Here is a 22,117-nt window from a genome sequence, read left to right as displayed (position 1 = left end):
ATCTCGATTTCGTTGACTTGCACGAACATGATCCGGCCGTGCCGGATCATGCTGCGACGTTTGCGGTGTCAGTAGCGCGGCGGCTGCGCCGGGATCTGCGGGGCCGGGTCGGTCGAAATCGACACCGCCGCGCCCGATTGCAGCTTGAGCTGGCCGACGGCGACGACCTTGTCGCCCGGCTTCACGCCTTTGATGATTTCGACGCGGCCTTCGACCCGGTTGCCGGTCTGCACGAACGTGCGCACCGCGGAGAGGCTGGTCTTGCCGTCCTCTTCCTTCTTCTCGGTGATCACGAACACGGAGTCGCCGTACAGCGTGTAGTCGACCGCCGTCTCCGGGACGGTGATCACCGCCGGCTTGTCCGGCAGCACCACCGTGGTGGTCACGAACATGCCGGGCTTCAGGATCTTCTCCGGATTGGCGACGGTCGCCTGCACGCGGATGTTGCGGGTGTCGGTCGAGATCTGCGGCTCGATCGTGGTGATCTTGGCGTCGAAGGTGCGGCCCGGATAGGCGTCGACCTTCAGCCGGACCGCTTGGCCGACCTTGAGGTTGCCCGAGTCCTTTTCCGTCACCGTGAAGTTGGCCCAGAGCTCCGACAGATCGGTCAGCGACACGATCGCCGTACCGGCCGTCAGATATTGGCCGACCTCGACCTTGCGGACGCCGAGATCGCCGGAGAACGGCGCGCGCACGAACTTCTGCGAGATCAGCGCTTCGGTCTTGGCGATGCCGGCCAGCGCCTGGTCGTACGCGGCCTGCGCCGAATCGACGGTCGCCTGCGGGCCGAACTGGCGCGACGCCAGTTGCTTGGCACGATCGAGCGAGAGCTGCGCGACGGTCGCCTGCGCCTTGTAGTTGGCGAGATCGCCCTGATCGGGCGCGTCGAACAGCTGCGCCAGCGGCGTGCCGGCCTCGACATGCGAACCCGGCTCGAACTTGATCTCGGTGACGCGGCCGTTGACGTCGGCGCTGACATCGACCTGGTGCACGGCGGCGAGCCCGCCGACCGCGGTCAGCAGGTTAGGCACCACCTCGGACTTCGCCTCGGCCGCACTGACCACGGTCGGCGGCGGCTTGTTGTTGGCGAAGAACTGCTTGATCATCTGGCCGCGGAAGTAATTGAACCAGACGAGGCCGCCGACGAGCACGCCGAGCAGCGTGCCGACGATGACGAACCAGAGCACCGGCCGGACCGGACGCTTGGGAGCTTTGTCGATCGGTTCGCCCGAAATCTTGTGTTCGGTTACGATGTTCATGTCATGCACTTTCTGCAATCGCCGTCTTGCCGACACCCGGCGCCTGATCGCGGCCCAGATGTGAAGCAATTGCGGCGTCGTTAAGTCCGATACCTCTCAGGAGAAACTCACAGAGCTGACGCTCCAGATCGTTCGCCTTGCCGTAAGCGAGACAGGGCGTAGCCGGCAGCCTGGTCAGGGCCGCCGTCATCAACGAATGATGAGCAAACCAGAACAGGTTGAGTGGATCGCCAGTGCAGGGCCGCGCGTCCCCGGCGGCAACCGCACGCTCGAGCGAGGCGATGAAGACCGCCCCGATCAGCTTCTCGATCTTGGCATATAGCAAACGGGCGAATTCGCCATCATCCAAATGACTCGTGGCCATCAGTCGCAGGCGCTGGGCCTCTTCCTGGTCCGGACCATCGGCGATGCGGAGGAAGTGCTGGACCATGCCGCGGATCAGCTCGACCATGGTGGCGGTGGAGGGCTCCCGCTCGAGAAGGTCCGTCAGCGCCGGATCGGCTTCGCATTCGTCGCTGAGAATTTCAGCGTAGAGCGCCGCCTTGGAAGGGAAGTGCTTGAACAGCAGGGCTTCGGAAATGGCAGCGGCGGCCGCCACGCTCTTGGTCGTGGTGCCGGTATAGCCGTGTCGGGCAAAGCAGCGCTTTGCGGCGCCGAGGATCAATTGACGCCTCAGGTCGCTCGTCATTCGCAGTGAGCTCATGGGGTAGTGAGTAAGCACTCACCCACGCAAAAGTCAAGCATTATGCTGCATCGCAACCTGGAAGCGTTGTAATTTCAGTGGAAATTGCCCCACCTGCACGGCCTACGTGCAGGCGAGGTCGCCGCGGGGAATGGACCTAGATCGGCTGGAAGCCGAGATCGCCGCGGATCCGGTTGACGATGTAGGTCCCGTCCCGGCTCGGCAGGATCCGCTCAAGGCTGGCGCTGTCGATCTTCACATTGGCAAATCGCGGCCCCGCCGAGACGTCGTGGACGGCTTTGGCAAAGGCCGCGACCTCGGCCATGGTCGAGATCGCGCGGGCGTCCCGGATGCCGCAGGCCTTGGCGACGCCGACGAGGTCGGCGGCGGCCGAGGTGTGGCTGGTCTGGCCGCCGGTCTCGCCATAGGCCTCGTTGTCGAGCACCACGATGGAGAGGTTGGACGGCTTCTGGAGTCCGATGGTGGCAAGGCTGCCCATGCCCATCAGCATCTCGCCGTCGCCGGTGATGACCAGCACCGGCAGTTTCGGCTGCGCCAGCGCGAGCCCCAGCCCGATCATCGCGGCGCCGCCCATGCCGCCCCAGAGATAGAAGTTGCGGGCGTGATCGCCTGCGGCACACATGTCGTTGGTGGAGGCCCCGAGGCCGCCAATCGCAACCACATCCTTGCGGTCCGCAAGCAGCGTCGAGACGACCTGGCGACGGTCGAGGAGATTGGCCTTGCTCATCTGGTGAAGACCTTGGCGCCGATCAGGCGCTGCGACAACAGGACGGCGGTGGGCGTGAGCGCGTTGTAGGCCTGCGCTGCGGCTGCCTCCATCACCGCCGGCACCTCGGCCGCATTGGAGGCGCGCAGCACCTTGACGCCGGAGAGTTCGAACACGCCCTGCGTGGTCGATCCCATCGGCACCTGCCACGGATTGAACTCACCCCACTCGCCGCGCATGGTCACGAGCGTGAGGAACGGAAAGCGCAGGATCGGGATCAGCGACAGCATGTTGATGCAATTGCCGACCCCGCTCGATTGCATCAGCAGGACGCCGCGCTGCCCGCCGGTCCAGGCGCCCGCCAGAAGCGCCACGCCCTCCTCTTCCGTCGTCAAGGGAATCCCGCGCATCGTGGAGGACCCCAGCACGCGCTGGATCAGCTTCGAATGGCCGGCATCAGGCACGTAAGGCACCTGCCGGACGTCGAAGCGCTGCAATGTCGCGAAAATATCGTCGGGCCAATTCGGGGCCGTGTCGGCAGCGTCAGCGCGGGCGTGCATTTTCCTGTCCGGTCGGCTTGCAAATCACGGCACGACTGTAGACGGTGATCCGCGCCGCTCGAAAGAGCGAAAACGGCATATCGGTCTCAACCGGCGAGTATGGCGGCAATGAACGCAAGTGCGAAAGAACTGGCGGCGAATTTCGATCTCGAGAAGCTGACGCCGGAGTTCTACGACAACCCCTACCCGACCTATCGTGCACTGCGGGAGAACGAGCCGGTCAAGCGCCTGCCGAACGGCACCGTGTTCCTGACCCGCTACGACGACCTCGTCGCCACCTACAAGAACACCAAGTCGTTCAGCTCGGACAAGAAGCGCGAGTTCGCGCCGAAATACGGCGACACCCCGCTCTACGAGCATCACACCACGAGCCTCGTCTTCAACGATCCGCCGGCACACACCCGCGTGCGCCGCCTGATCATGGGCGCGCTGTCGCCGCGCGCGATCGCGGGGATGGAGGGCGATCTCGTCAAGCTGGTGGATGGCCTGCTCGATGCCATCGCCGCCAAGGGGCATTGCGAGCTGATCGAGGATTTTGCCGCCTCGATCCCGATCGAGGTGATCGGCAATCTGCTCGACGTGCCCCATGACGAGCGCGCGCCGCTGCGCGACTGGTCGCTGGCGATCCTCGGCGCCCTCGAACCCGTGGTGTCGAGCGAAGCGGCCGCGCGCGGCAACAAGGCGGTGAAGGACTTTCTCGCCTATCTCGAAACGCTGGTCGCGCGCCGGCGCCAGAAGCCCGGCAATCCCGACCGCGACGTGCTGACGCGCCTGATCCAGGGAGAAGGTAACGGCGAGCGGCTGACGGAGAAGGAGCTGCTGCACAATTGCATCTTCCTGCTCAATGCCGGACACGAGACCACCACCAACCTGATCGGCAACGGCCTCGTGGCACTGGACCGGAATCCGGACCAGAAGCAGCGGTTGATCGGCAACCCCGACATGATCAAGACAGCGGTGGAGGAGATGCTGCGCTACGAGAGCTCGAACCAGCTCGGCAACCGCATGACCACCGAACCCGTCGAGCTCGGCGGCGTCATGCTCGACGCCGGCACGTCGGTGACGCTGTGCATCGGTGCGGCCAACCGCGATCCCGCGCAGTTTCCCGCCCCCGAGAGCTTCGACATCGCGCGGACGCCGAACCGGCATCTCGCCTTCGCCACCGGCGCGCATCAATGCGCCGGCATGGCGCTGGCGCGGCTCGAGGGCGCCATCGCGATCTCGCGCTTCCTGGCGCGCTTCCCGAACTACGCCGTGAACGGCCAGCCGGTGCGCGGCGGACGGGTGCGGTTCCGCGGCTTTTTGAGCGTGCCCTGCGCGATTGGCTGAGGCCCGAAAACAAAAATGTCGAAAACGACCCCATGCACAGTAGCGGAGACTAACGGAAGATTGCCTCGGTGGATCCGCATAACCATTTGACAAGGGGAGGCAAACCAGCGGCTTCGCGCATCTCGCCGGGCCCGGATGAATTTGAGCGCGGTGCAGTCGGTTGTCGCCGGCACGCAACAATGGAGTGACGAAAGATGAGCTCGTCCGTCATTGATTACTTCGCAACGGAAGCACGCTTTGGCGCCCATAATTACGAGCCGATCGGGGTCGTCCTGTCGCGCGGCGAAGGTGTCTGGGTCTGGGATACCGACGGAAACCGTTATCTCGATTGCCTCTCGGCCTATTCCGCGGTCAGCCAGGGCCACTGCCACCCCAAGATCCTGGCGGCGATGGTGGAACAGGCACACCGGCTGACGCTCACCTCGCGCGCCTTCCACAACGACCAGCTCGCCCCGTTCTACGAGGAGATCGCGGCGCTGACCGGCTCCCACAAGGTGCTGCCGATGAACAGCGGCGCCGAGGCGGTCGAAAGCGCGATCAAGTCGGTGCGCAAATGGGGCTACGAGGTGAAAGGCGTGCCGGACGGCCAGGCCGAGATCATCGTCTGCGCCGACAATTTCCACGGACGCACGCTGGGCATCGTCGGCTTTTCAACGGACCCCGAGACCCGCGGACACTTTGGACCGTTCGCACCGGGCTTCAGGATCATCCCGTTCGGCGACGACGCGGCGCTCGAACAAGCGATCACGCCAAACACCGTCGCCTTCCTGGTCGAGCCGATCCAGGGCGAAGCCGGCGTCATCATTCCGCCAGCCGGCTATTTCACCAGGGTGCGGGAGCTCTGCACGGCCAACAACTTCATGCTGGTGCTCGACGAGATCCAGACCGGGCTCGGCCGCACCGGCAAGCTGCTCGCCGAACAGCACGAGGGAATCGAAGCGGACGTGACCCTGCTCGGCAAGGCCTTGTCCGGCGGCTTCTATCCCGTGTCGGCCGTGCTCTCGAACAACGAAGTGCTCGGGACATTGAGACCCGGGCAGCATGGTTCGACCTTCGGCGGCAACCCGCTTGCCTGTGCGGTGGCGCGCGCGGCGATGCGCGTGCTGGTCGAGGAAGGCATGATCGAGAACGCGGCCATGCAGGGCGCGCGCCTTCTGGAAGGCTTGAAGGACATCCGCGCCAACACGGTCCGCGACGTGCGCGGGCGCGGCCTGATGCTGGCGGTCGAGCTGCATCCCGAGGCCGGCCGCGCGCGCCGCTACTGCGAGGCGCTCCAGGGCAAGGGTATCCTCGCCAAGGATACCCATGGGCACACGATCCGCATCGCCCCGCCGCTGGTGATCACCAGCGACGAGGTCGACTGGGCGCTGGAGCAGTTCGCCACGACCCTGACGCAGGATTTCTCCTGACGCTGCCTGCGTCGGAAGATCGCAATGCCGGCCGCGGCCGACAACGAGTTAGCGGCCCGGCCAGAACCGGACTCGTGCAGCGCAGCAAATAGTGACGCATGGTCCTAAGGCAAAACTCTGCATGATCCCGGCAACCGGACGAACGGAGTGCGTGGAACCTATCGGAGCGACGGACGTTTTTGTCCGCGAATGAGCAGCGCCGTGCCCGGCGCAGCAAGCGCCGAGGCCGGCGCGCTGAGCTGCGCGGATCGGAGAAATGCTCATGAGACTCACTCTTTCAGTCATCAAAGCTGACGTTGGCTCCGTTGGCGGGCATACGAAACCGTCTTCACGCATGATGGCGACTGTCGAGGGCGAGGTTGCCAAGGCGATCTGCAATGGTCTGCTGATCGACGGTTTCATCTGCCACACCGGCGACGACATTGCGATCATCATGACGCACACACGGGGCGAAGGAAGCTCCGAGGTCCATCAACTCGCCTGGAAGACGTTCCTCGCGGCCACCTCGGTCGCGAAAACCTCCGGGCTCTATGGCGCTGGCCAGGATCTTCTCGCCGACGCGCCTTCCGGGAACATTCGCGGCGCCGGCCCAGGCGTCGCCGAGCTCAGCTTCGACCACAGCCTCTCCGGCGTGCGACCCGCGGAGTCCTTCATGGTGTTCGCGGCCGACAAATGCGGCCCCGGCGCCTACAACCTGCCGCTCTATCTCGCCTTTGCCGACCCCATGTACTGCGCTGGCCTGATGCTGCCTCCGATGATCAAGGGATTCCGTTTCCATGTCATCGACATGGACAACACAGCCGGCGACAGCCTGATCGAGCTCGACGCACCCGCCGACAGCTACCACATCGCCGCCCTGCTTCGCGACAACGAGCGCTTCGGCATCGATCGCATCATTTCTCGAACCCATGGCGAGGTCGTCGTGGCCGTTTCGGCACAGCGCCTCCACGCGATCGCAGGCAAGTACACCGGCAAGGATGATCCAGTCGCGATCGTCAGGAACCAGGGGATTTTCCCAGCTCCGGAGGAAATAATCTCGCCGTTCGCCAAAGCGCACTTCGTGGGCGGCGATGCACGCGGCTCGCATGTGATGCCGCTCATGCCGGTGCCACTCAACACGCCCGTTACCGGCATGTACTGCCTGCCGATCGTTTCTTGCGTCGGCTTTTCGATCGACAGGGAAGGCCGCTTTGCCGAGTCCTACACCGATTTCTTCGACAACCCGGCATGGGATGAGGTCCGCCGGCGCGCCCAGCGCAAGGCCATCGAGATGCGCAGCCAAGGCTGGTCTGGCGCCGCCATGCTACCCTATTCCGAACTGGAATATGGCGGCTTCCGCGACACCGTGTCCGGACTGCTGAAGCGTTTTCGACTGCGCGACGACCGCAAGCCGGAAGCGGCCGAGTAGCGACCGCCTCCAATCAGAAGCTGGAGCGACGTTCACCGTTCAATCGACAGATGCAGGCGCTATGACGACATGCCGATCCGGGAGGTGGACATGGCAAAAAAACGCATCGGCATTCTCACGGGCGGCGGCGACGTCGCCGGCCTCAATGCAGTCATCAAGAGCGTGACTTATCGCGGCAGTGAGGACGACATCGAGGTTGTCGGTCTGCGCCGTGGTTGGGAGGCCCTCACGCACCTGAACCTCGACGACCCAAACAGCAGGTCTCACTACGTCATCCCGCTGAACCGTGAAAACACTCGAACCATCGACCGGCGCGGCGGCACCGTGCTGCACTCGAGCCGCGTCAATCCCTCCAAGATACAAAAGCTGCCCGATCATCTCGTCGGCAATGATGTTCCGGTCTCGCTGAGCACCAAGGGCAGCATCGCGACAAAGACATGGGACCTCACCGGCCGGGTGCTCGCTAACCTTTCGGGACTTGGCATCGAACACCTGATCGCCATCGGCGGCGACGACACGCTCAGTTATGCGGCCAAGCTCAACGAACTCGGCGTCAAGATCATCGCCATCCCGAAGACGATGGATAATGACGTCCGCAACACCGAGTATTGCATCGGCTTCTCGACCGCGATCACCCGCGCCAGCGATGCCATCCAGCGGCAGCGCACCACCGTCGGCTCGCATGAGCGAATTGGCATTTTCCGCGTCTTTGGCCGCGATGCCGGATTTACGGCACTCTACACCGCGTATGCGACCTCGATACGATGCGTCATACCGGAGTATAAGGTCGACCTCGACAAGCTGATCCGGTTGCTCATCGAGGACAAGCGCGCCAATCCAAGCAACTACGCGCTGATCGTGCTCAGCGAGGGAGCTCAGTGGGAAGGCTACAAGCTGCAGGAATACGGCGAGCCCGACGCCTACGGTCACCGCAAGAAGGCCAACGTGGCGGAATCGCTTGCCGACGAGATCAAGCGGCGCACCGGCGAGGAGACGATCACCTCCGATCTCACCTACGATTTGCGATCGGGCGATCCGGACTTCATCGACAAGCTTGTGGCCCTGACTTTCGGTAACATGGCCTACGATGCCATGCTGGAAAGCAAGACCGGCCTCATGTCGGCGCTGGTCGAGGGCCGCTACGACCTCGTGCCCATCCCTGACGCCAAGCTCGGTCCGCGCAAATTGGACGTTGCGAGCAGCTACAACACGGAGCGCTACCGCCCCATCTACGCCAACAAGCAGGGGCTGCCGATCTTTCTTAACCGCGCGTCCTAGCGTGCCGCACCGGGCGAGCCAGCAGTAAGTCCGACCAATGTCCGTTCTGCCGCTGAAAGCGGAAGTCAATTCAGCGGGCTCACGCTGACGGCCGCCAAGCTGGTCGAACCCGCCCTGGACGAGTTCTCTGCCACGCTGAGCGGCGAGCAGAAGGCGCGCTTCAACGCGCTGCAACAGGTCGCAAGCCCGGGAGGGCAGCGCTCGTGACCGCCGTCCTGTGCCGTTCGATGTAGGTGCGCAGCACCTCGTCCAAGGCCCCTGCCCGCAATTGGCTCAAGCTGGACAGCCGCTTGAGGTCGACTGGGCGCTGGAGCAGTTCGCCACGACCCTGACGCAGGAATTCTCCTGACGCTGCCTGCGTCGGAAGATCGCAATGCCAGCCGCAGCCAACAACGAACGATTCCGCCACCCGCGCGTTAAGAGTCGTGGGCGGTTACTAGCTGGGAGCGACGATCATGCGTCCGCGTGGCGTTTGCGTGACTGCTTTTTTGGTTGGTGTCTCGATGCTGGCGACGAGCGTCGGCGCGTCCGCCCAGGGACCCGGCCAGGGACACGGAAGAGGTGGACCACCGGGGCCGGCCGCAGCGCCGGCGGCTCGGCCGGCAGCACCTCCACCTGCAATGGCCCGTCCGGCAGCACCACCACCTGCAATGGCCCGTCCGGCGGCGCCGCCAGCCATGGCGCGTCCCGCCGCGCCGGCATTCCATCCCCCGGCCATGCAGCAGCGACCGGCCATGGCGCCGCGTCCGGCGCCGCACATCGCCTCACCGCCGCCGCGCCCGACTCCCCACTTCGCTGCACCGCCGCAGCGGGCTGCCCCGCACATAGCGGCACCCCGGCCTGAACTTCATCGGGCGCCGGCAGCGCCGCAACGTCCGGCCATGGCACCGCGACCGGCGCCGCATATCGCCGCCCCCTCCCGTCCAGGCGCAGCGCCGGCCGTAAGCGAGCGGCTGTCGCGACGCGAGCAGATCGATCAGCGCGCGCAACAGCATCAGCAAAAGATCCAACAGCGCCAGCAGATGGTACAGCAGCGGCAGCGCGAGATGCTGTCGCGCCAGACCGCGGACCGCCAGACCCGCATCGATCGCCTGCAGCAGCGCGTGCAGCAATTGCAATCGCAAAAGCCGGAAGGCGTGCGGGCGCAACGCGAGCAGCAACGGATGCTCCAGACGCAGAACCGCCTGCTGCAGCGCGAGCAGCGCACGCAGCAAACTGATCTGGCGCGCCAGCAGCGGCTGGGACTGCAGGCTCCCGCTGCAACCGCAGCGGCGGCCGCCGCGCGCGCCGCCGAGCGCGGCCGGTTTGCCGCGCGCTTCCGAGACCGAGAGCAGACCACCGCGCAAACCCAAGCGGCCCTCGTCACCCGTCAAAGCGGCTGGTATCCCCGGCAGGCCTGGCGACACCGCCATCCCGCAGTGTTCGTGGCGTGGCTTGGGCCCGTGTTCTGGCCTTACGCCTACTCCGACATTTTTGACTACACGTTCTGGTCCTACGCTTACGAGCCCGGCTATTGGGCGTACGCGTATGACGACTTCGTCGACACCGTGTTCTGGGGTGGTGACAGCCCCTATTCCGCCTATGCCAGCATCAACCCGTACGACTATCCGCAAGCCGGCGGCGGCTCCCGCGCGCGCCAGCGCGCCAGCGTGAGCCCGCAAACGCTACAGCAATTGTGCGGCACACCGGACAAGGGTGTCACCGCCTGGCCGCTTGCCGATATCGCGCGGGCGGTGCGGCCGACGCCGGAGCAACGCGCACTGCTCGACGAATTGAAGACCGCGGCGACCAACGCTGCCGGTGTGTTCAAGGACTCCTGCGCAGAGACTTATGCGCTGACTCCGCCCGGCCGCTTGCGGGCGATGATGAACCGCGTCAGCGCGACGCTGGAAGCGGTCAAGATCGTGCGGCCGGCACTGGAGAATTTCTACAACTCGCTCAGTGACGAGCAGCAGGCCCGCTTCAACGCGCTCGGCCCCAATGTCGGCGACCGCTCGCCGCAGCAGCAGGAAGCCGGCGCCCAGGAAGCCCGTGCCGAGGCCTGCGGCGATCCGAAGTCCGGCCTGACCCAGTTGCCGATCCAGAGGATCGAGGCTGTGCTCCACCCCGCGGGCAAACAAAAGGAAGCGCTCGACCGTCTCAGCGAAGCGACGACGAAGGGCGTTGAGGGCCTGCAGGCGGCCTGCCCGAACGATGTGCCGCTGACGCCGGTCGGACGGCTGGAGGCGATGCAACGCCGGCTCGAGGCCATGCTGACGGCCGCCAAGCTGGTCGAACCTGCCCTCGACGAGTTCTATGCCACGCTGAGCAGCGAGCAGAAGGCGCGCTTCAACACGCTGCAGCAGGTGGCAGGCCCGTGAGGGCCGCGCGCGCGGGAGCTACACGTCCTGTGCCGCTCGGGGTGCGGACCGTTACTGATTGCACGCTTTGCAAAAAGCATATTCGCACCAGGGCCGGAATCGGGGGTCAGTCGGCGTGTGTATTCAAGCCCGGCATGCCAATTCCTAACGTTTGGCCTCGTCCTCCCAGTCCACCCACTCCACATCATTGATTTCCAGGTAACTGGAAACGGCTGCGCCAATGGTTGGGAAAAAATACTGCTCGCCAAGCTGCGAGAACAGTCCAAATCTCTTCAGCTTGTCCTTGACTGGATCCTTCAGTTCGGCAAAGCAGAACTCGATACCCTGTGCGTGCAGCGCCTCGTCCAATTCGGCGACCGTATCGCCGGCGGAGACGTCCACGCTGGTGACAGGCTCCGCCGCAACGACCAGCCAGCGTACCGGCGTCGGCGATTTCGCCACGGCGTCCAGTACGCGCTCTTTGAAGAATTCGGCGTTGGCGAAGAACAGCGGCGCATCCCACCGAAACAGGACCAGCCCGGGGATTTGGCGTGCATCCGGATATCTTGTGATGTCGTGATAACCTTTGACGCCATGGGCGCGACCCAACACGGCGGAGTGTGGGCGCCAACCGTCCCACAAGAACTCGGCGATGGCGATTGCTATTGCCAGACCAATTCCTGGAATCACTCCGAGCACCGCCACGCCGACAAAGCAGACCATCGATAGCCAAAACTCCCACTGCTGAATCCGATAGATTCGCTTGAGGTCGGTGACCTCAAACAAGCCGATCGCAGCGGCGATTACGACGGCCGCCAATGCAGCGGTGGGCAGATGCTGAAGCAGGTTTGGTGCCACCAGCAGAAGGACGGCGATGGCAAGCGCGCCGATGACGCTGGTTAGCTGGGTACGGGCGCCGGCGGCTTCTGCAACGGGAGTGCGCGAAGCGCTGCTGCTGATCGGGAAGCCCTGAAAAAAGCCGGTTGCCAGATTGGCCGCGCCAAGCCCCACCATCTCCTGGTTGGGATCGACATGAGTGCCCAATCGTGCGGAGTAGGCGCGCGAAAGCACGCTGGTGTCAGCGAACGATACCAGCGCGATTGCGCAGCCGCCGACCAGTACCGGGACGATATCGCCGTAGGTGATCCAGGGGATCGCGAAACCCGGCAGGCCCTGCGGAAGAGGACCCAAAACCGCCACGCCGTAACGAGTCCCAAGATCAAGCGCACCGACGATGGCGGTCGCCCCAACTACTGCAATCAGAATGCCCGGCAGCCGCTTGTTGTTCTGGAGCAGCAGGATGGCCATCAGCGTGCCGAGCCCAATCCCGAATGCGACCCAGTTTGTCTTTCCTCCAAGGATTGCATCGGCGATCGCCCATAGGCTTCGTAAAGGTCCTTCGCTCTCGATCGAGAAGCCGAACAGCTTTGGCAGTTGGCTGATCAAAACGGTCAATGCAATTCCGTTCATATAGCCGTACCTTATCGGCTTGGAGAGCAGCTCGGTGACGAAACCCAGGCGCGCGATGCCGGCTAGAATGCATACCGTCCCCGAAACGATCGCCATCATCGCAGCGAGCGTTGCGGCGCGAAGAGGATCGCCACCAGACAGTGGGGCGACAACGCCAAGGATGACAGCTGCCAGCGCCGAGTCAGGGCCCAGCACGAGGATGCGGCTGGGGCCAAACAACGCGTAGACCAACAGCGGTACGATCGTTGCGTACAGACCAGAGATGCCAGGCAAGCCCGATGCTGTCGCGTAGGCAATTCCAACCGGGACCAGCATCGTCGCCAGAACGAGTCCGGCGAAGATATCGCGCGGAAGCCACGCCGCCTCATATCGGCGGAGGGTTTCGATTGCCGGCAGCCAGTCGGTCCAATGCTTCATTGGCGGTCACTTCCAGACCCGGCCGGGCTCGTTGGCCACACTCACGCATTGGCCGCGCTTGGCCCAGCCAGAACCCAGTCTAGGCTGCTGCGTCCCCCGACAGGTGGAAAAATGTCACATCTCCGCTCATTCGCGCCAATTTTGCCAGGTCCGCGGCATGTCCGTTCTGGAGTCATTTGCGACCGGGTCGAGCCAGCAGGAAGTCCGACCATTGTCCGTTCTGCCGCTGAAAGCGGAAGTCAATTCAGAGGGGCCATGCTGAGGGCCGCCAAGCTGGTCGAGCCCGCCCTGGACGAGCTCTACGCCATGCTGAGCAGCGAGCAGAAGGCGCGCTTCAACACGCTGCAACAGGTGGCAGGCCCGTGGGGGCGGCGTCGCATTCTCTCGTTGCAATTGCGCAGCGGCCGAACGACGTGGGGTGAGGTAATCGCTCTGTCGCAACGCTCGACGAGAATATGCGTGTCCGGGCCGCGGTTCCCTCCGAGAAGCGCGGAGGCACGGGATTCAACCGGCAGCTCGTTCTGACCTCACGCGGCCGGAATCGTCTTCTGGCCAGCCTCATTCGTGTTTGTGATCGCTTGCGACCGCTCCATCTCGTCCGAGCCTGTGGCGTTGCACTGCTGGAAGTAAGAAGACAACTCAAGATCGGCCAGGTGATCCCAGTATTCTGCTTCTGCGAGCAGCTTCCATTTGTTCATGCTGTTGTATGCGGCCTGTTGACGGCACAGCGAACCCATCGCACGCAAGCGTTGCACCTTCTCCACTGCGAACCTCCTTCGCGCTTGTTTGCTTACAGGCGCATTTGTGTTGTCACAGCTTTGCAGATTGAATTGACGAGTGATAGTCCGGTGTTTGACGGTCAATCGATGACAGCGCAATCGTCTGACTTTTCAGCGAATAGTCGGGCCGAACGACGCCGGCATCGACGGCAGCAAAAGACGCGGCGCGGCAAAACTCGCTAGCCTTGCCACGCCGATCACAACAATGGCCCCGACGATTGCACGCCGGGGCCATTCAAGATCATCAGGCATGGGTACATCCGCCGGGCCTGCTGATCGTTGATGCCACCGATTACCTCATCCGATCTGGCACAGAGTGTGGCGAGGCTGCGGCATCGGGGCGATGACATTCTGCTTGAAAGCCGATGGCTGTCCACCTCATCATTTGGTGGTACTCCGACCAGCGCGCTGATCCGCACGAGCTGGCCCCTTCATCGTGGGAGCCGGGGGCCAACCGACACTCGCCTCAATTAAGATTGCGCGAGCCTCAGCAGGCAAGCTTCGGTTCACCGGAAGCGCCAGACCTGCGCCTAGATGCTAGTGCCTTTTATGCGTTACTAAACGAAGGCATTAAACCTCAGCGAGTTCCTGCATGAGTGCCTTTGCGGAACGAAGCTCTGTGGTTTCGAAGCCTTCCGTAAACCTGCCGTAAACGGAGCCAAGGAGGCCTTGCGCATCGGCCATCCGGCCCTGGTCGCGCCAAAGCCGAGCCAGACTCATGGCCGCACGCAGTTCAAAAGATTTCGCGCTTTGGCTCTGGGCAATCTTGAGCGCAGCTTGCAAGTAATTCTCGACTTCCTCAGCTGGGGCACCACGAATGTGATGCAGTTCGCCATCTAAGCATGCAAGTTCCGCCTCCCACATATGTTCTTCGTTGCGCGCTGCGATGGCCCTCGCTTCCGCCAGGGTGGCCAAGCCGTTTTCGTCGTCACCCAACCGGCGGTACGTCGCCGCGAGCATCCACAAGTACCGGACCTGGTACCAACCGGCTCCGAGCATGTCCCGCTCGTTCAGACTGAGGCGCATGAGCGCCAGACCGCCATCTATGTTACCTTCTTGTGCCACTGCCCAACCCTGCAGGATGAGGCCGCTCAAGCGCCAATAATTCAGGCTGTGCTGATCGGCGAGATCGATGACAGCATCGGCGTGCGCATGCACAGCCGCGATGTCACCCATCAGCTCCGCAAGCCCCGCGCCGCCATAGACCTGCACGTGCGCAGTAAGGTTCGTCTGGTTTAGCTCCGCAGCGTATTCAAACGCCGCGCGGCTGGTCATCAGGGCCTGCTCGGGGTAGCCTAGGATCCAAAGCACAACTGCCAGGTAGGGTAACGCCGAGGCCTTCGGGTCATGTACATAGTGAACTGGCGGTGGCCGATGCGTGTCTGGCTGATAACGACTCAGGATCGTTTCGAGCTCCGAGCGAGCCGTAAGAAAGTCGCCGGCATGCATGGCGGTTAGCGCCGCCAAACGATGTGTTGCTAATTCAAGTGCCGTGTCGCCGGTGCGCTCGGCGGCGCGCTGTGCCTCGGCAACGAGGCTCTGCATGGCACCAAAGTCGCCGCGCACGAAGTGGAAAATGAACTTCCCGCTAAGAGTAGCGAACAAGGCACCCGTGTCGTCGAGTTCATAACAGAGCGCGTGAGCCCTGCTGAAGGCCGTGCCCAGTTGCGGAGCCGTGTATCCGTGAATGGCAATCAGCGGACCTCCGATCGCCGTTTGCAGCGCGAGTTCCTGGCGATCACGCTCCGGTCCTTGTGGATTGGATTTGAGTGCCTCCAGTCCCCTTGTGAGGTGAGTAATCGCTTCGAGATTGGCGGAACGTCCCGCTGCAATCCGGCCGGCCCGCAGCCAATAGCCGACTGCCTTTCCCGCCAGCCCACCCTGCGTAAGGTGTGAAGCAATCGTCTCCGGCTCGGCCTCCGCGCGGGCAGGATACTGTTCTTCGAGAGCTGCAGCGATGCGGGCATGGATCAGCTGCCGCTTGCTCTTTAAGAGGCTCTCATGCGCGATGTCCTGGACCAGCGCGTGTTTGAAGCTGTAGCCGATATCCGGAGGTGCTCCACGCCGGAATATGAGCTCGGCTCTTAATAACTCATTGAGAGCACGCTGGAGCGCGTGTTCGTCGAGCGCTGTAACTGATCGCAAGAGGTCGTGTCCGAATTCGCGACCGATGCAAGCAGCGATCTGCGCGACTTCCTTGACCGGCGCCAACCGATCGAGGCGGGCCATCAAGGAATCCTGGAGCGTCGTCGGGATCGCCAGCGGCGGCAACGGGCCTATCAACTCATAGCGGTTGCCATGGTCTTTGAGCAGTCCGGACTCAACGACGGCCTTGGTAAGCTCCTCGACAAATAACGGCACGCCATCAGTTTTGGCCAAAATCTGCTCAAGCACCTCTTGTGGAAGTATTTTGCCGCCAGTGATCCGGTCAACGACAGCCGTCCCTTGCCTGCGACCCAGTCTGCGTAAAGAGAGCGCTGTCACGTGCCCATGACCTGTCCAGCGCGGAACGAACTCGGGCCGGAAGGTGACAATCATCAGAATCGGAAGTTGCTGCACCTCGTCAATCGCCCGGTCGAGGAGTTCGAGCATCGTGGGGTCTGCCCAGTGAACATCCTCGTAAACGGCGAGAACGGGCTGCTTTGCCGCCAGGCCTTGTATTTGCTCCAGGAGAGCCTGGAATGTCCGCTCCTTCTTCTGATGTGGACTAAGTGCAAGTGGCGGGTATCGCTCACCCGTCGGGATTGACATGAGATCCGCCAGAACCGGCGCGCACCCACGCACGTCGTTTGTAGCAAGAGCGAGCATGGCCTCGAGTTTGTCGAGCTGCTCTTCGGGAGCGTCCTCTCGCCGTATTCCTGCTGCCCGCTCGAGGAGGCCAATGATCGGGTACAACGCAGTGCTGGTATGGAACGGAGAACAGAAATGGCTCAGTGGCGTGTGCGGCGCACCTGCGAGGTGGTCGCGCAGCGCCCGCACGAGCCGGGACTTGCCAATGCCTGCTTCGCCGCCGAGCAGGACAATCTGTCCCTCTCGCTCTTTCGCCTGCTCCCAGCGGTCCAAGAGCAATGCAAGTTCTTGATTCCGCCCGACGAGCGCGGTCGTTGCCATACCGTGCTGGGCATCGAACCGACTCTCGGCCGCGCCCTCGCCAAGGACAAGCCAAGCCTGCACTGGTTCCGGGAAACCCTTGAGAGGCACCGTGCCGAGGTCCTGGTACATGAAGGCTTCGGCGAGTAGGCGGCGCGTTGACTCGGCGATCACCACGTCACCAGGCTCGGCCAGACTCTGCAGTCGGGCAGCCAGGTTCGGGGTTTCGCCGATCACCGCGCGCTCGCGAGCATCTCCCTCGCCTATCAGTTCGCCGACCACGACGAGACCGGTTGCAATGCCGACGCGAGCGGCAAGCGCTACACCGCCCGGCTCGGTGAGGGAGGCGACCGCCTTGGTCACTCGAAGCCCGGCGCGGACGGCACGCTCCGCCTCATCTTCATGCGCCCGCGGCCAACCGAAATACGCGAGAACGCCGTCGCCCAAGAGCTTGGCTATGTGGCCTTCGAACCTCGCGATCTCGCCCGCCACGCTGTTGTGGTAGGCCTGCATCAGGTCACGCAGTTCCTCGGGGTCGCGCCCTGAGGCGAGCGCGGTTGAACCGACCAAGTCGACGAACATGACCGTAAGCTGCCGACGGTCCGCCTCCGAGGGTAGTGCCGGCCTTATCTGTTCAGTTGGCTCAACAGCATCAATGGAGACGGGAACGACCGATGTTGAGCGTGCTTGAATCGCCCTCAGTACGGTCTTGCGCGGGCCGAGCGGCAAGCCAAGTTCTCGCAGATCGGCTTCAGTCAGATACTGCAGGACATCAGGCGTGACTTCGGCTTCCTGGAAGGCCTGAGTGTAGCGCTCCAGCCCAAGACTGCGAAGCCATTCGGCTATATCCACGCGAAGTCTCCTCGCGCGGCGCCAAGCGATACGACGGCGAGCTCAGTTGAAGGTATGCAACCTCAGCTTCAATGAGCCATCCGCTTGACGCTCGAACACATGGGTGGCAATGCCGCCAGCACTTTGGCGGCTCCCATCGGGTCCCTTGCCTTTGGCCGTCCATTTTGCGGTACTGTAGACGACCTTCTCATCTCCACCCACGTCTATGATCGTAAGTTTGTGATCAGTGAATCCGCCTGAAAACAGCCCAGCGAAAAAATTCTCGATTTCTTCCGGACCCGATATGACCTGATGCGTTGGTGGCAGCACTTTAGCGTTCGAAATATAGGCTGCGGCGACCGCTTTAGCGTCAGCTTTGTTGAACGCCGAATCCCAGGCGGCATAAGCTCCACTAACTTCAGCTCCAACGTCGAAGCCCGTCGAGGAGGCCAAGTTCGTCATGATTCCCTCCCTCAGGTTAAGCCTTGGTGACGAGTGCATCCTATCACTGCAGGGCAGTGCGCGAAATCGAGAACGTGCGGGAACCGGGCTAGATCGAAGGATCTAACGAAGGCATATCCATAATATCCATACTTCCGCTCACTCATTCGCGGCGAGCAGCGAGCAGAAGGTGCGCTTCAACACGCTGCAACATGTCGCAGGCCCGTGAGGGAAGCGTCGCATTCTCGCGTTGTAATTGCGCAGCGGCCCCACGACGTGGGTGACGTATTCGCCGTGCCTCAAGGCTCGACGAGAAGATGCGTATCCGGGCCGCTGCTCCCTGCGAGAAGTGCGGTGGCACGGAATGCAAGCGACAGCCTCATTCCGTCCTCACGCGGCGGAAATCGTCTCTCGTCGAGCGTCATCCGTGTTTGTGATCGCTTGAGGCCGCTCTAGCTCATTCGAGCCGGTGGCATTGCATTGCTGGGAGTAAGAAGACAGCTCGAGATGAGCTAGGTGATCCCAGTATTCTGCTTCTGCGAGCAGCTTCCATTTGTTCATGCTGTTGTACGCGGCCTGTTGACGGCACAGCGAACCCATCGCACGCAAGCGTCGCACTTTCTCCACTGCCTCCACTGCGAACCTCCCTTCGCGCTTGTTTGCTTACAAGCGCATTGTGTTGTCACAGCTTTGCAGATTGAATTGACGAGTGATAGTCCGGTGTTTGACGGTCAATCGATGACAGCGCAATCGTCTGACTTTTCAGCGAATAGTCGGGCCGAACGACGCCGGCATCGGCGGCAGCAAAAGACGCGGCGCGACAAAAATCGCTGGCCTTGCCACGCCGATCACAACAATGGCCCCGACGATTGCTCGTCGGGGCCATTCAAGATCATCAGGCAGGGGTACATCCGCCGGGCCTGCTGATCGTTGATGCACCGATTACCGCATCCGATCTGGCACAGAGTGTGGCGAGGCTGCGGCATCGGGGTGATGACATTCTGCTTGAAAGCCGATGGCTGTCCACCTCTCGTTGGTGGTACTCCTACCAGCTCGCCGTCGGATGCGTCGCACGGACGATTTCCAGCCAGATCCAACGGGGCACAGCACCGACGTGGCGTGCTTCTTAACTCGTTAACCACATGTCCGGCATTCGGCCGAGAGCGACCCAATGCGGTCAAGGGCCCACGGTCCGAGATCGGCCAGAAGCTGCGACTTGAATTGCCTCCTCGTCTTCAGTTGCAGGCCGAGGACGGAGGACTGAGTTACTGGGCCTCGGCGATCTTCGGTCCGGATGACAGCATCTGCGCGTTAGCTGCCGAGGGCCGGTTCGACGGCGATGCCGGGTCCGGCGATCGGGAAGCGGCGTCGGGCGGCGCTCCCTGGGATGGTCGACGGGCCGCGGTTCCCGGAAGCACGATCACTTTCGCTCCGACTTTCACCCGCTCATAGAGGTCCTCGACGTCCTCGTTGGTCAGCCGGATACAGCCGGACGAAACCCGCTTCCCGATCGTATCGGGCTTGTTGGTGCCGTGAATTCTATATTCGGTCTCGCCCAGATACATCGCCCGAGCGCCGAGCGGGTTGCCGGGACCGCCCGCCATGAACCGTGGCAAATAAGGCTGGCGCGAGACCATCTCCGCAGGCGGACGCCAATCCGGCCATTCTGCCTTACGAGCCACAGTCTGCTCACCGGACCATGCGAAACCTTCGCGGCCAACACCGATGCCGTAGCGCAGTGCCTGCGTGTCGTTCAGAACGAAATAAAGGAATGTGTTTTTGGTATCGATGATCACGGTGCCCGGCGTCTGGCGGCTGGCGTAATCAACCACCTGCCGGACAAATGCTCCGGGACCGTCAGCGGCTTTTGGCGGTTCGACCAGGGGGGCCGGGGCCGGAATCGGCGCCGGAGCTGGCGCTGACGCTGATGCTGATGCATGAACTGGAGTTGCCACGTAAACCGGGGTTGACGATGCCATGGCCTGGGGTGCGGACGGCTTCCGCGTCGGTTGCACACTCGCCGGGCGAGACAGCAAACCGTACCCCAATACAGCGACGGCCACGACGCCAATTGCAACTCTCCCGGCCATTGGCAGTGCAAGCGTGTCTACCTTTCCACGTTTGGCCCGCTTGCTCATATCTTTCCCCAGGTCACCATGCCTGGATAGGTACCCGGCAAAATTTAAGAAACATCGAAGCGATTTCGCGCAGACGGGAACCGCCGGCGATGGTTAACGCCGGACTCTTGTTCGGCAACATAGAAATCGGGCGGAGCGGACACGCTCCGCACTTTCGTTAACGGCGGCTTTGGGTTCAGAAGCGGTCCATGCCGCAAGCCACCGGAGAGGTCGACTAGGGGCCAAGGGCGGTCATTCGATCGCCTCGATCCTCCTGCGCAGCGGGCTATTCGGGCAACCCCGCTTTCCGAAGACCCTCAACAAACAGCTTTGAGTGTTTGGGGACCTGGGCGATCCACGCCGATATTGTAAAGGCGGGATCGATCTCAAGCACGCGCGCCGCCGCCTCGTGCGCCTCAGCGTCGCGTCCGAGATGGGCGAAACCGGACGCAAGGCCGCGGTAAGCTGGCATGAAGGAGGGGTTGTGACGAACGGCTTTCTTAAATGCTATGATCGCCTCGTCAAAGCGGCGAAGCCTCGTTAGGGCATGCCCAATGCCAAAAAACGTCATGTGTAGCAGCGGGTCTACGGGGCTCATGCGAATGGCGCGTTCAAAGCTCCGCATCGCTTCCTCTGGAAGCCCCGCCAATATATAGACCCAGCCTCTGTTGTTCCAAGTGCGCCATGAGTTTGGGTTGAGCGCGACCGCCCGGTCAGCCATTTCGATCTCGGCTTCGCTATCGCCGACCATGCCCGCCAAGATTACTGCAACCCTTGACAGCGTGTCCGGATCACCATCATCGATGCTCAATGCCAAACGAGCAAGCCGAACTGCTTCCTTGCAGTCGAACTGGGGATCGTTGGCATAGCCTAGAGCGACGTTGCTCGCATGACAGTCACCTGCCAAAGCCGCCGCAAAGCCGAACCTCGGGTCTAGCTCCAAAGCGCGATGAGCCAGCTTGATCGCCTCCGCCAAACTTTCGCGGGTCGTCAGGTGATACTGGTGCATGGCTCGGAGAAAAAAGTCATAGGCAGTGAGGTTCTCTGGTCGCCGCCGCGTCGCCATTCCAATTTCTGTTTGAAGCATCTTTGGCTGAATAGCCGAGACGACGGCGATGGTAACTTCGTCCTGAAGAGAGAAGACGTCGGTCAAATCACGCTCAAACCTGTCCGCCCATAGATGCGCGCCAGTAACCGCATCGATCAACTGCCCTGTGATGCGAACTTTCCCCGACGCCTTCCGCACAGCCCCCCCGAGGACATAGCGCACGCCGAGCCTTCGCCCGACTTCCTTGATATCGACCGCCCGGCCCTTGAAGGTGAAGCTCGAATTGCGCGCGATGACGAACAGCGACTTGAAGCGCGACAGAGCAGTGATGATTTCTTCCACCATGCCTTCGGCGAAGAATTCCTGCTCTGGATCGCCGCTCATGTTCTCAAATGGCAGCACGGCAATGGAGGGTTTGTCGGGGATCGCAAGGTCGGGCTGTTGAAGTTCTACCTGCTGGTTGCCGGTAACTGCTGCGTCCACCGGTTCCAGCGCTTCCCGGACTGCTCCGACGAAACGGAAGCCCTTGCGCGGCAGTGTCTTTATGAAGCGCTGCTCCTCGCCGGAATCGCCGATCGCAATCCGGGCGGCATTCAGGCGGGTTGTCAGAGCCGCGTCGGATACGCTGCGCCCATTCCAAATGGCTTTGACGAGGTCGTCTTTGCTGACAACTCGTCCCCTGTTGCGGATCAGATAATCGATCAGGTCAAAAACCTGGGGCGCCACGGAGACGACGTCTGCCCCGCGATGCACCTCGCGCCGGTCGACGTCGAATGCGTACTCCCCGAAAAGATAGCGCAAGTTGCCAATCCCTTTAGGCGGTCTACAGTCATCGGGTCCCTTGCAACACTTGGAACACGAAGAATAAGCTGCCGGTAAGGAAAATAAAAGCAACACATCAAGTGTGCTCGCCGGGCTCCTGGCGGCCGACGG

General features: G+C 62.6%; 18 protein-coding genes and 1 pseudogene. 7 read left to right on the top strand and 12 right to left on the bottom strand.

Going from position 1 to position 22,117, the window contains the following annotated elements:
- Positions 1–68: 68 nt before the first annotated feature.
- From XI08_RS04050 to XI08_RS04035, 4 genes are all read right to left on the bottom strand, one after another.
- Positions 69–1,259, bottom strand: coding sequence for an efflux RND transporter periplasmic adaptor subunit (locus tag XI08_RS04050; RefSeq protein WP_271573444.1), 1,191 nt, complete (start codon positions 1,257–1,259; stop codon positions 69–71).
- 1 nt (position 1,260) lies between these two features.
- Positions 1,261–1,962, bottom strand: a complete 702-nt coding sequence (locus XI08_RS04045; RefSeq protein ID WP_198033731.1) for a TetR/AcrR family transcriptional regulator — start codon at positions 1,960–1,962, stop codon at positions 1,261–1,263.
- A 136-nt stretch (positions 1,963–2,098) separates the two neighbouring features.
- Positions 2,099–2,689 carry a thiamine pyrophosphate-dependent enzyme gene (locus XI08_RS04040; RefSeq protein ID WP_271573443.1) on the bottom strand — a complete coding sequence of 197 codons (591 nt, stop codon included), beginning with the start codon at positions 2,687–2,689 and terminating at the stop codon, positions 2,099–2,101.
- Entirely contained in the window at positions 2,686–3,228 is a 543-nt protein-coding gene (locus XI08_RS04035; RefSeq protein WP_271573442.1) for a phosphonopyruvate decarboxylase, read from the bottom strand. Before XI08_RS04035 ends, XI08_RS04040 begins: the two co-directional genes overlap by 4 nt.
- A gap of 108 nt (positions 3,229–3,336) precedes the next feature.
- Between XI08_RS04035 and XI08_RS04030 the strand changes: the two genes are divergently transcribed.
- The 6 genes and pseudogenes from XI08_RS04030 to XI08_RS04010 all read left to right on the top strand — a co-directional run bounded on the left by XI08_RS04030 (position 3,337) and on the right by XI08_RS04010 (position 11,012).
- Positions 3,337–4,557: a cytochrome P450 gene (locus XI08_RS04030; RefSeq protein WP_271573441.1), complete on the top strand. Its 1,221-nt coding sequence runs from the start codon at positions 3,337–3,339 to the stop codon at positions 4,555–4,557.
- 194 nt (positions 4,558–4,751) lie between these two features.
- Positions 4,752–5,966: an ornithine--oxo-acid transaminase gene (rocD, locus tag XI08_RS04025; RefSeq protein ID WP_271573440.1), complete on the top strand. Its 1,215-nt coding sequence runs from the start codon at positions 4,752–4,754 to the stop codon at positions 5,964–5,966.
- A gap of 256 nt (positions 5,967–6,222) precedes the next feature.
- Positions 6,223–7,374, top strand: a complete 1,152-nt coding sequence (locus tag XI08_RS04020) for a fructose-1,6-bisphosphatase (protein ID WP_333926878.1) — start codon at positions 6,223–6,225, stop codon at positions 7,372–7,374.
- 90 nt (positions 7,375–7,464) lie between these two features.
- On the top strand, positions 7,465–8,652 hold the full coding sequence (locus tag XI08_RS04015) for a 6-phosphofructokinase (RefSeq protein ID WP_271573438.1): 1,188 nt from the start codon (positions 7,465–7,467) through the stop codon (positions 8,650–8,652).
- Positions 8,653–8,727: 75 nt separating this feature from the next.
- Positions 8,728–8,859: pseudogene (locus XI08_RS46140) on the top strand (Spy/CpxP family protein refolding chaperone); the annotation flags it as partial.
- 470 nt (positions 8,860–9,329) lie between these two features.
- Positions 9,330–11,012, top strand: coding sequence for a Spy/CpxP family protein refolding chaperone (locus XI08_RS04010; RefSeq protein WP_271573437.1), 1,683 nt, complete (start codon positions 9,330–9,332; stop codon positions 11,010–11,012).
- 144 nt (positions 11,013–11,156) lie between these two features.
- Here XI08_RS04010 and XI08_RS04005 read toward each other — a convergent pair whose 3' ends face one another.
- A complete protein-coding gene (locus XI08_RS04005; protein WP_271573436.1) occupies positions 11,157–12,878 on the bottom strand; it encodes a SulP family inorganic anion transporter in 1,722 nt (573 codons plus the stop codon).
- On the opposite strand from XI08_RS04005, the gene XI08_RS04000 reads away from it, so the two are divergent.
- Positions 12,870–13,403 (top strand): Spy/CpxP family protein refolding chaperone, encoded by a 534-nt coding sequence (locus XI08_RS04000; RefSeq protein ID WP_333926875.1) that lies wholly within the window; start codon positions 12,870–12,872, stop codon positions 13,401–13,403. The two genes, XI08_RS04005 and XI08_RS04000, sit on opposite strands and share 9 nt — an antisense overlap.
- A 2-nt stretch (positions 13,404–13,405) precedes the next feature.
- Here the strand turns inward: XI08_RS04000 and XI08_RS03995 are convergent, their stop codons facing one another.
- From XI08_RS03995 to XI08_RS03965, 7 genes are all read right to left on the bottom strand, one after another.
- A complete protein-coding gene (locus tag XI08_RS03995) occupies positions 13,406–13,642 on the bottom strand; it encodes a hypothetical protein (protein WP_271573434.1) in 237 nt (78 codons plus the stop codon).
- Positions 13,643–13,768: 126 nt separating this feature from the next.
- A complete protein-coding gene (locus XI08_RS03990; RefSeq protein ID WP_271573433.1) occupies positions 13,769–13,909 on the bottom strand; it encodes a hypothetical protein in 141 nt (46 codons plus the stop codon).
- A gap of 318 nt (positions 13,910–14,227) precedes the next feature.
- Positions 14,228–17,599, bottom strand: a complete 3,372-nt coding sequence (locus XI08_RS03985; protein WP_271573432.1) for an adenylate/guanylate cyclase domain-containing protein — start codon at positions 17,597–17,599, stop codon at positions 14,228–14,230.
- Positions 17,600–17,641: 42 nt separating this feature from the next.
- Entirely contained in the window at positions 17,642–18,040 is a 399-nt protein-coding gene (locus XI08_RS03980) for a YybH family protein (protein WP_271573431.1), read from the bottom strand.
- A gap of 369 nt (positions 18,041–18,409) precedes the next feature.
- On the bottom strand, positions 18,410–18,655 hold the full coding sequence (locus XI08_RS03975) for a hypothetical protein (RefSeq protein WP_271573430.1): 246 nt from the start codon (positions 18,653–18,655) through the stop codon (positions 18,410–18,412).
- Positions 18,656–19,284: 629 nt separating this feature from the next.
- Positions 19,285–20,157 (bottom strand): L,D-transpeptidase, encoded by an 873-nt coding sequence (locus tag XI08_RS03970; RefSeq protein ID WP_271573429.1) that lies wholly within the window; start codon positions 20,155–20,157, stop codon positions 19,285–19,287.
- A gap of 265 nt (positions 20,158–20,422) precedes the next feature.
- Positions 20,423–21,985, bottom strand: coding sequence for a winged helix-turn-helix domain-containing tetratricopeptide repeat protein (locus tag XI08_RS03965; protein ID WP_271573428.1), 1,563 nt, complete (start codon positions 21,983–21,985; stop codon positions 20,423–20,425).
- Positions 21,986–22,117: the final 132 nt, after the last annotated feature.

Source organism: Bradyrhizobium sp. CCBAU 11361 (genome assembly GCF_028128935.1).
GTDB classification, from domain to species: Bacteria; Pseudomonadota; Alphaproteobacteria; order Rhizobiales; family Xanthobacteraceae; genus Bradyrhizobium; species Bradyrhizobium niftali.
This window is presented reverse-complemented; position numbering and strand designations above follow the sequence as displayed.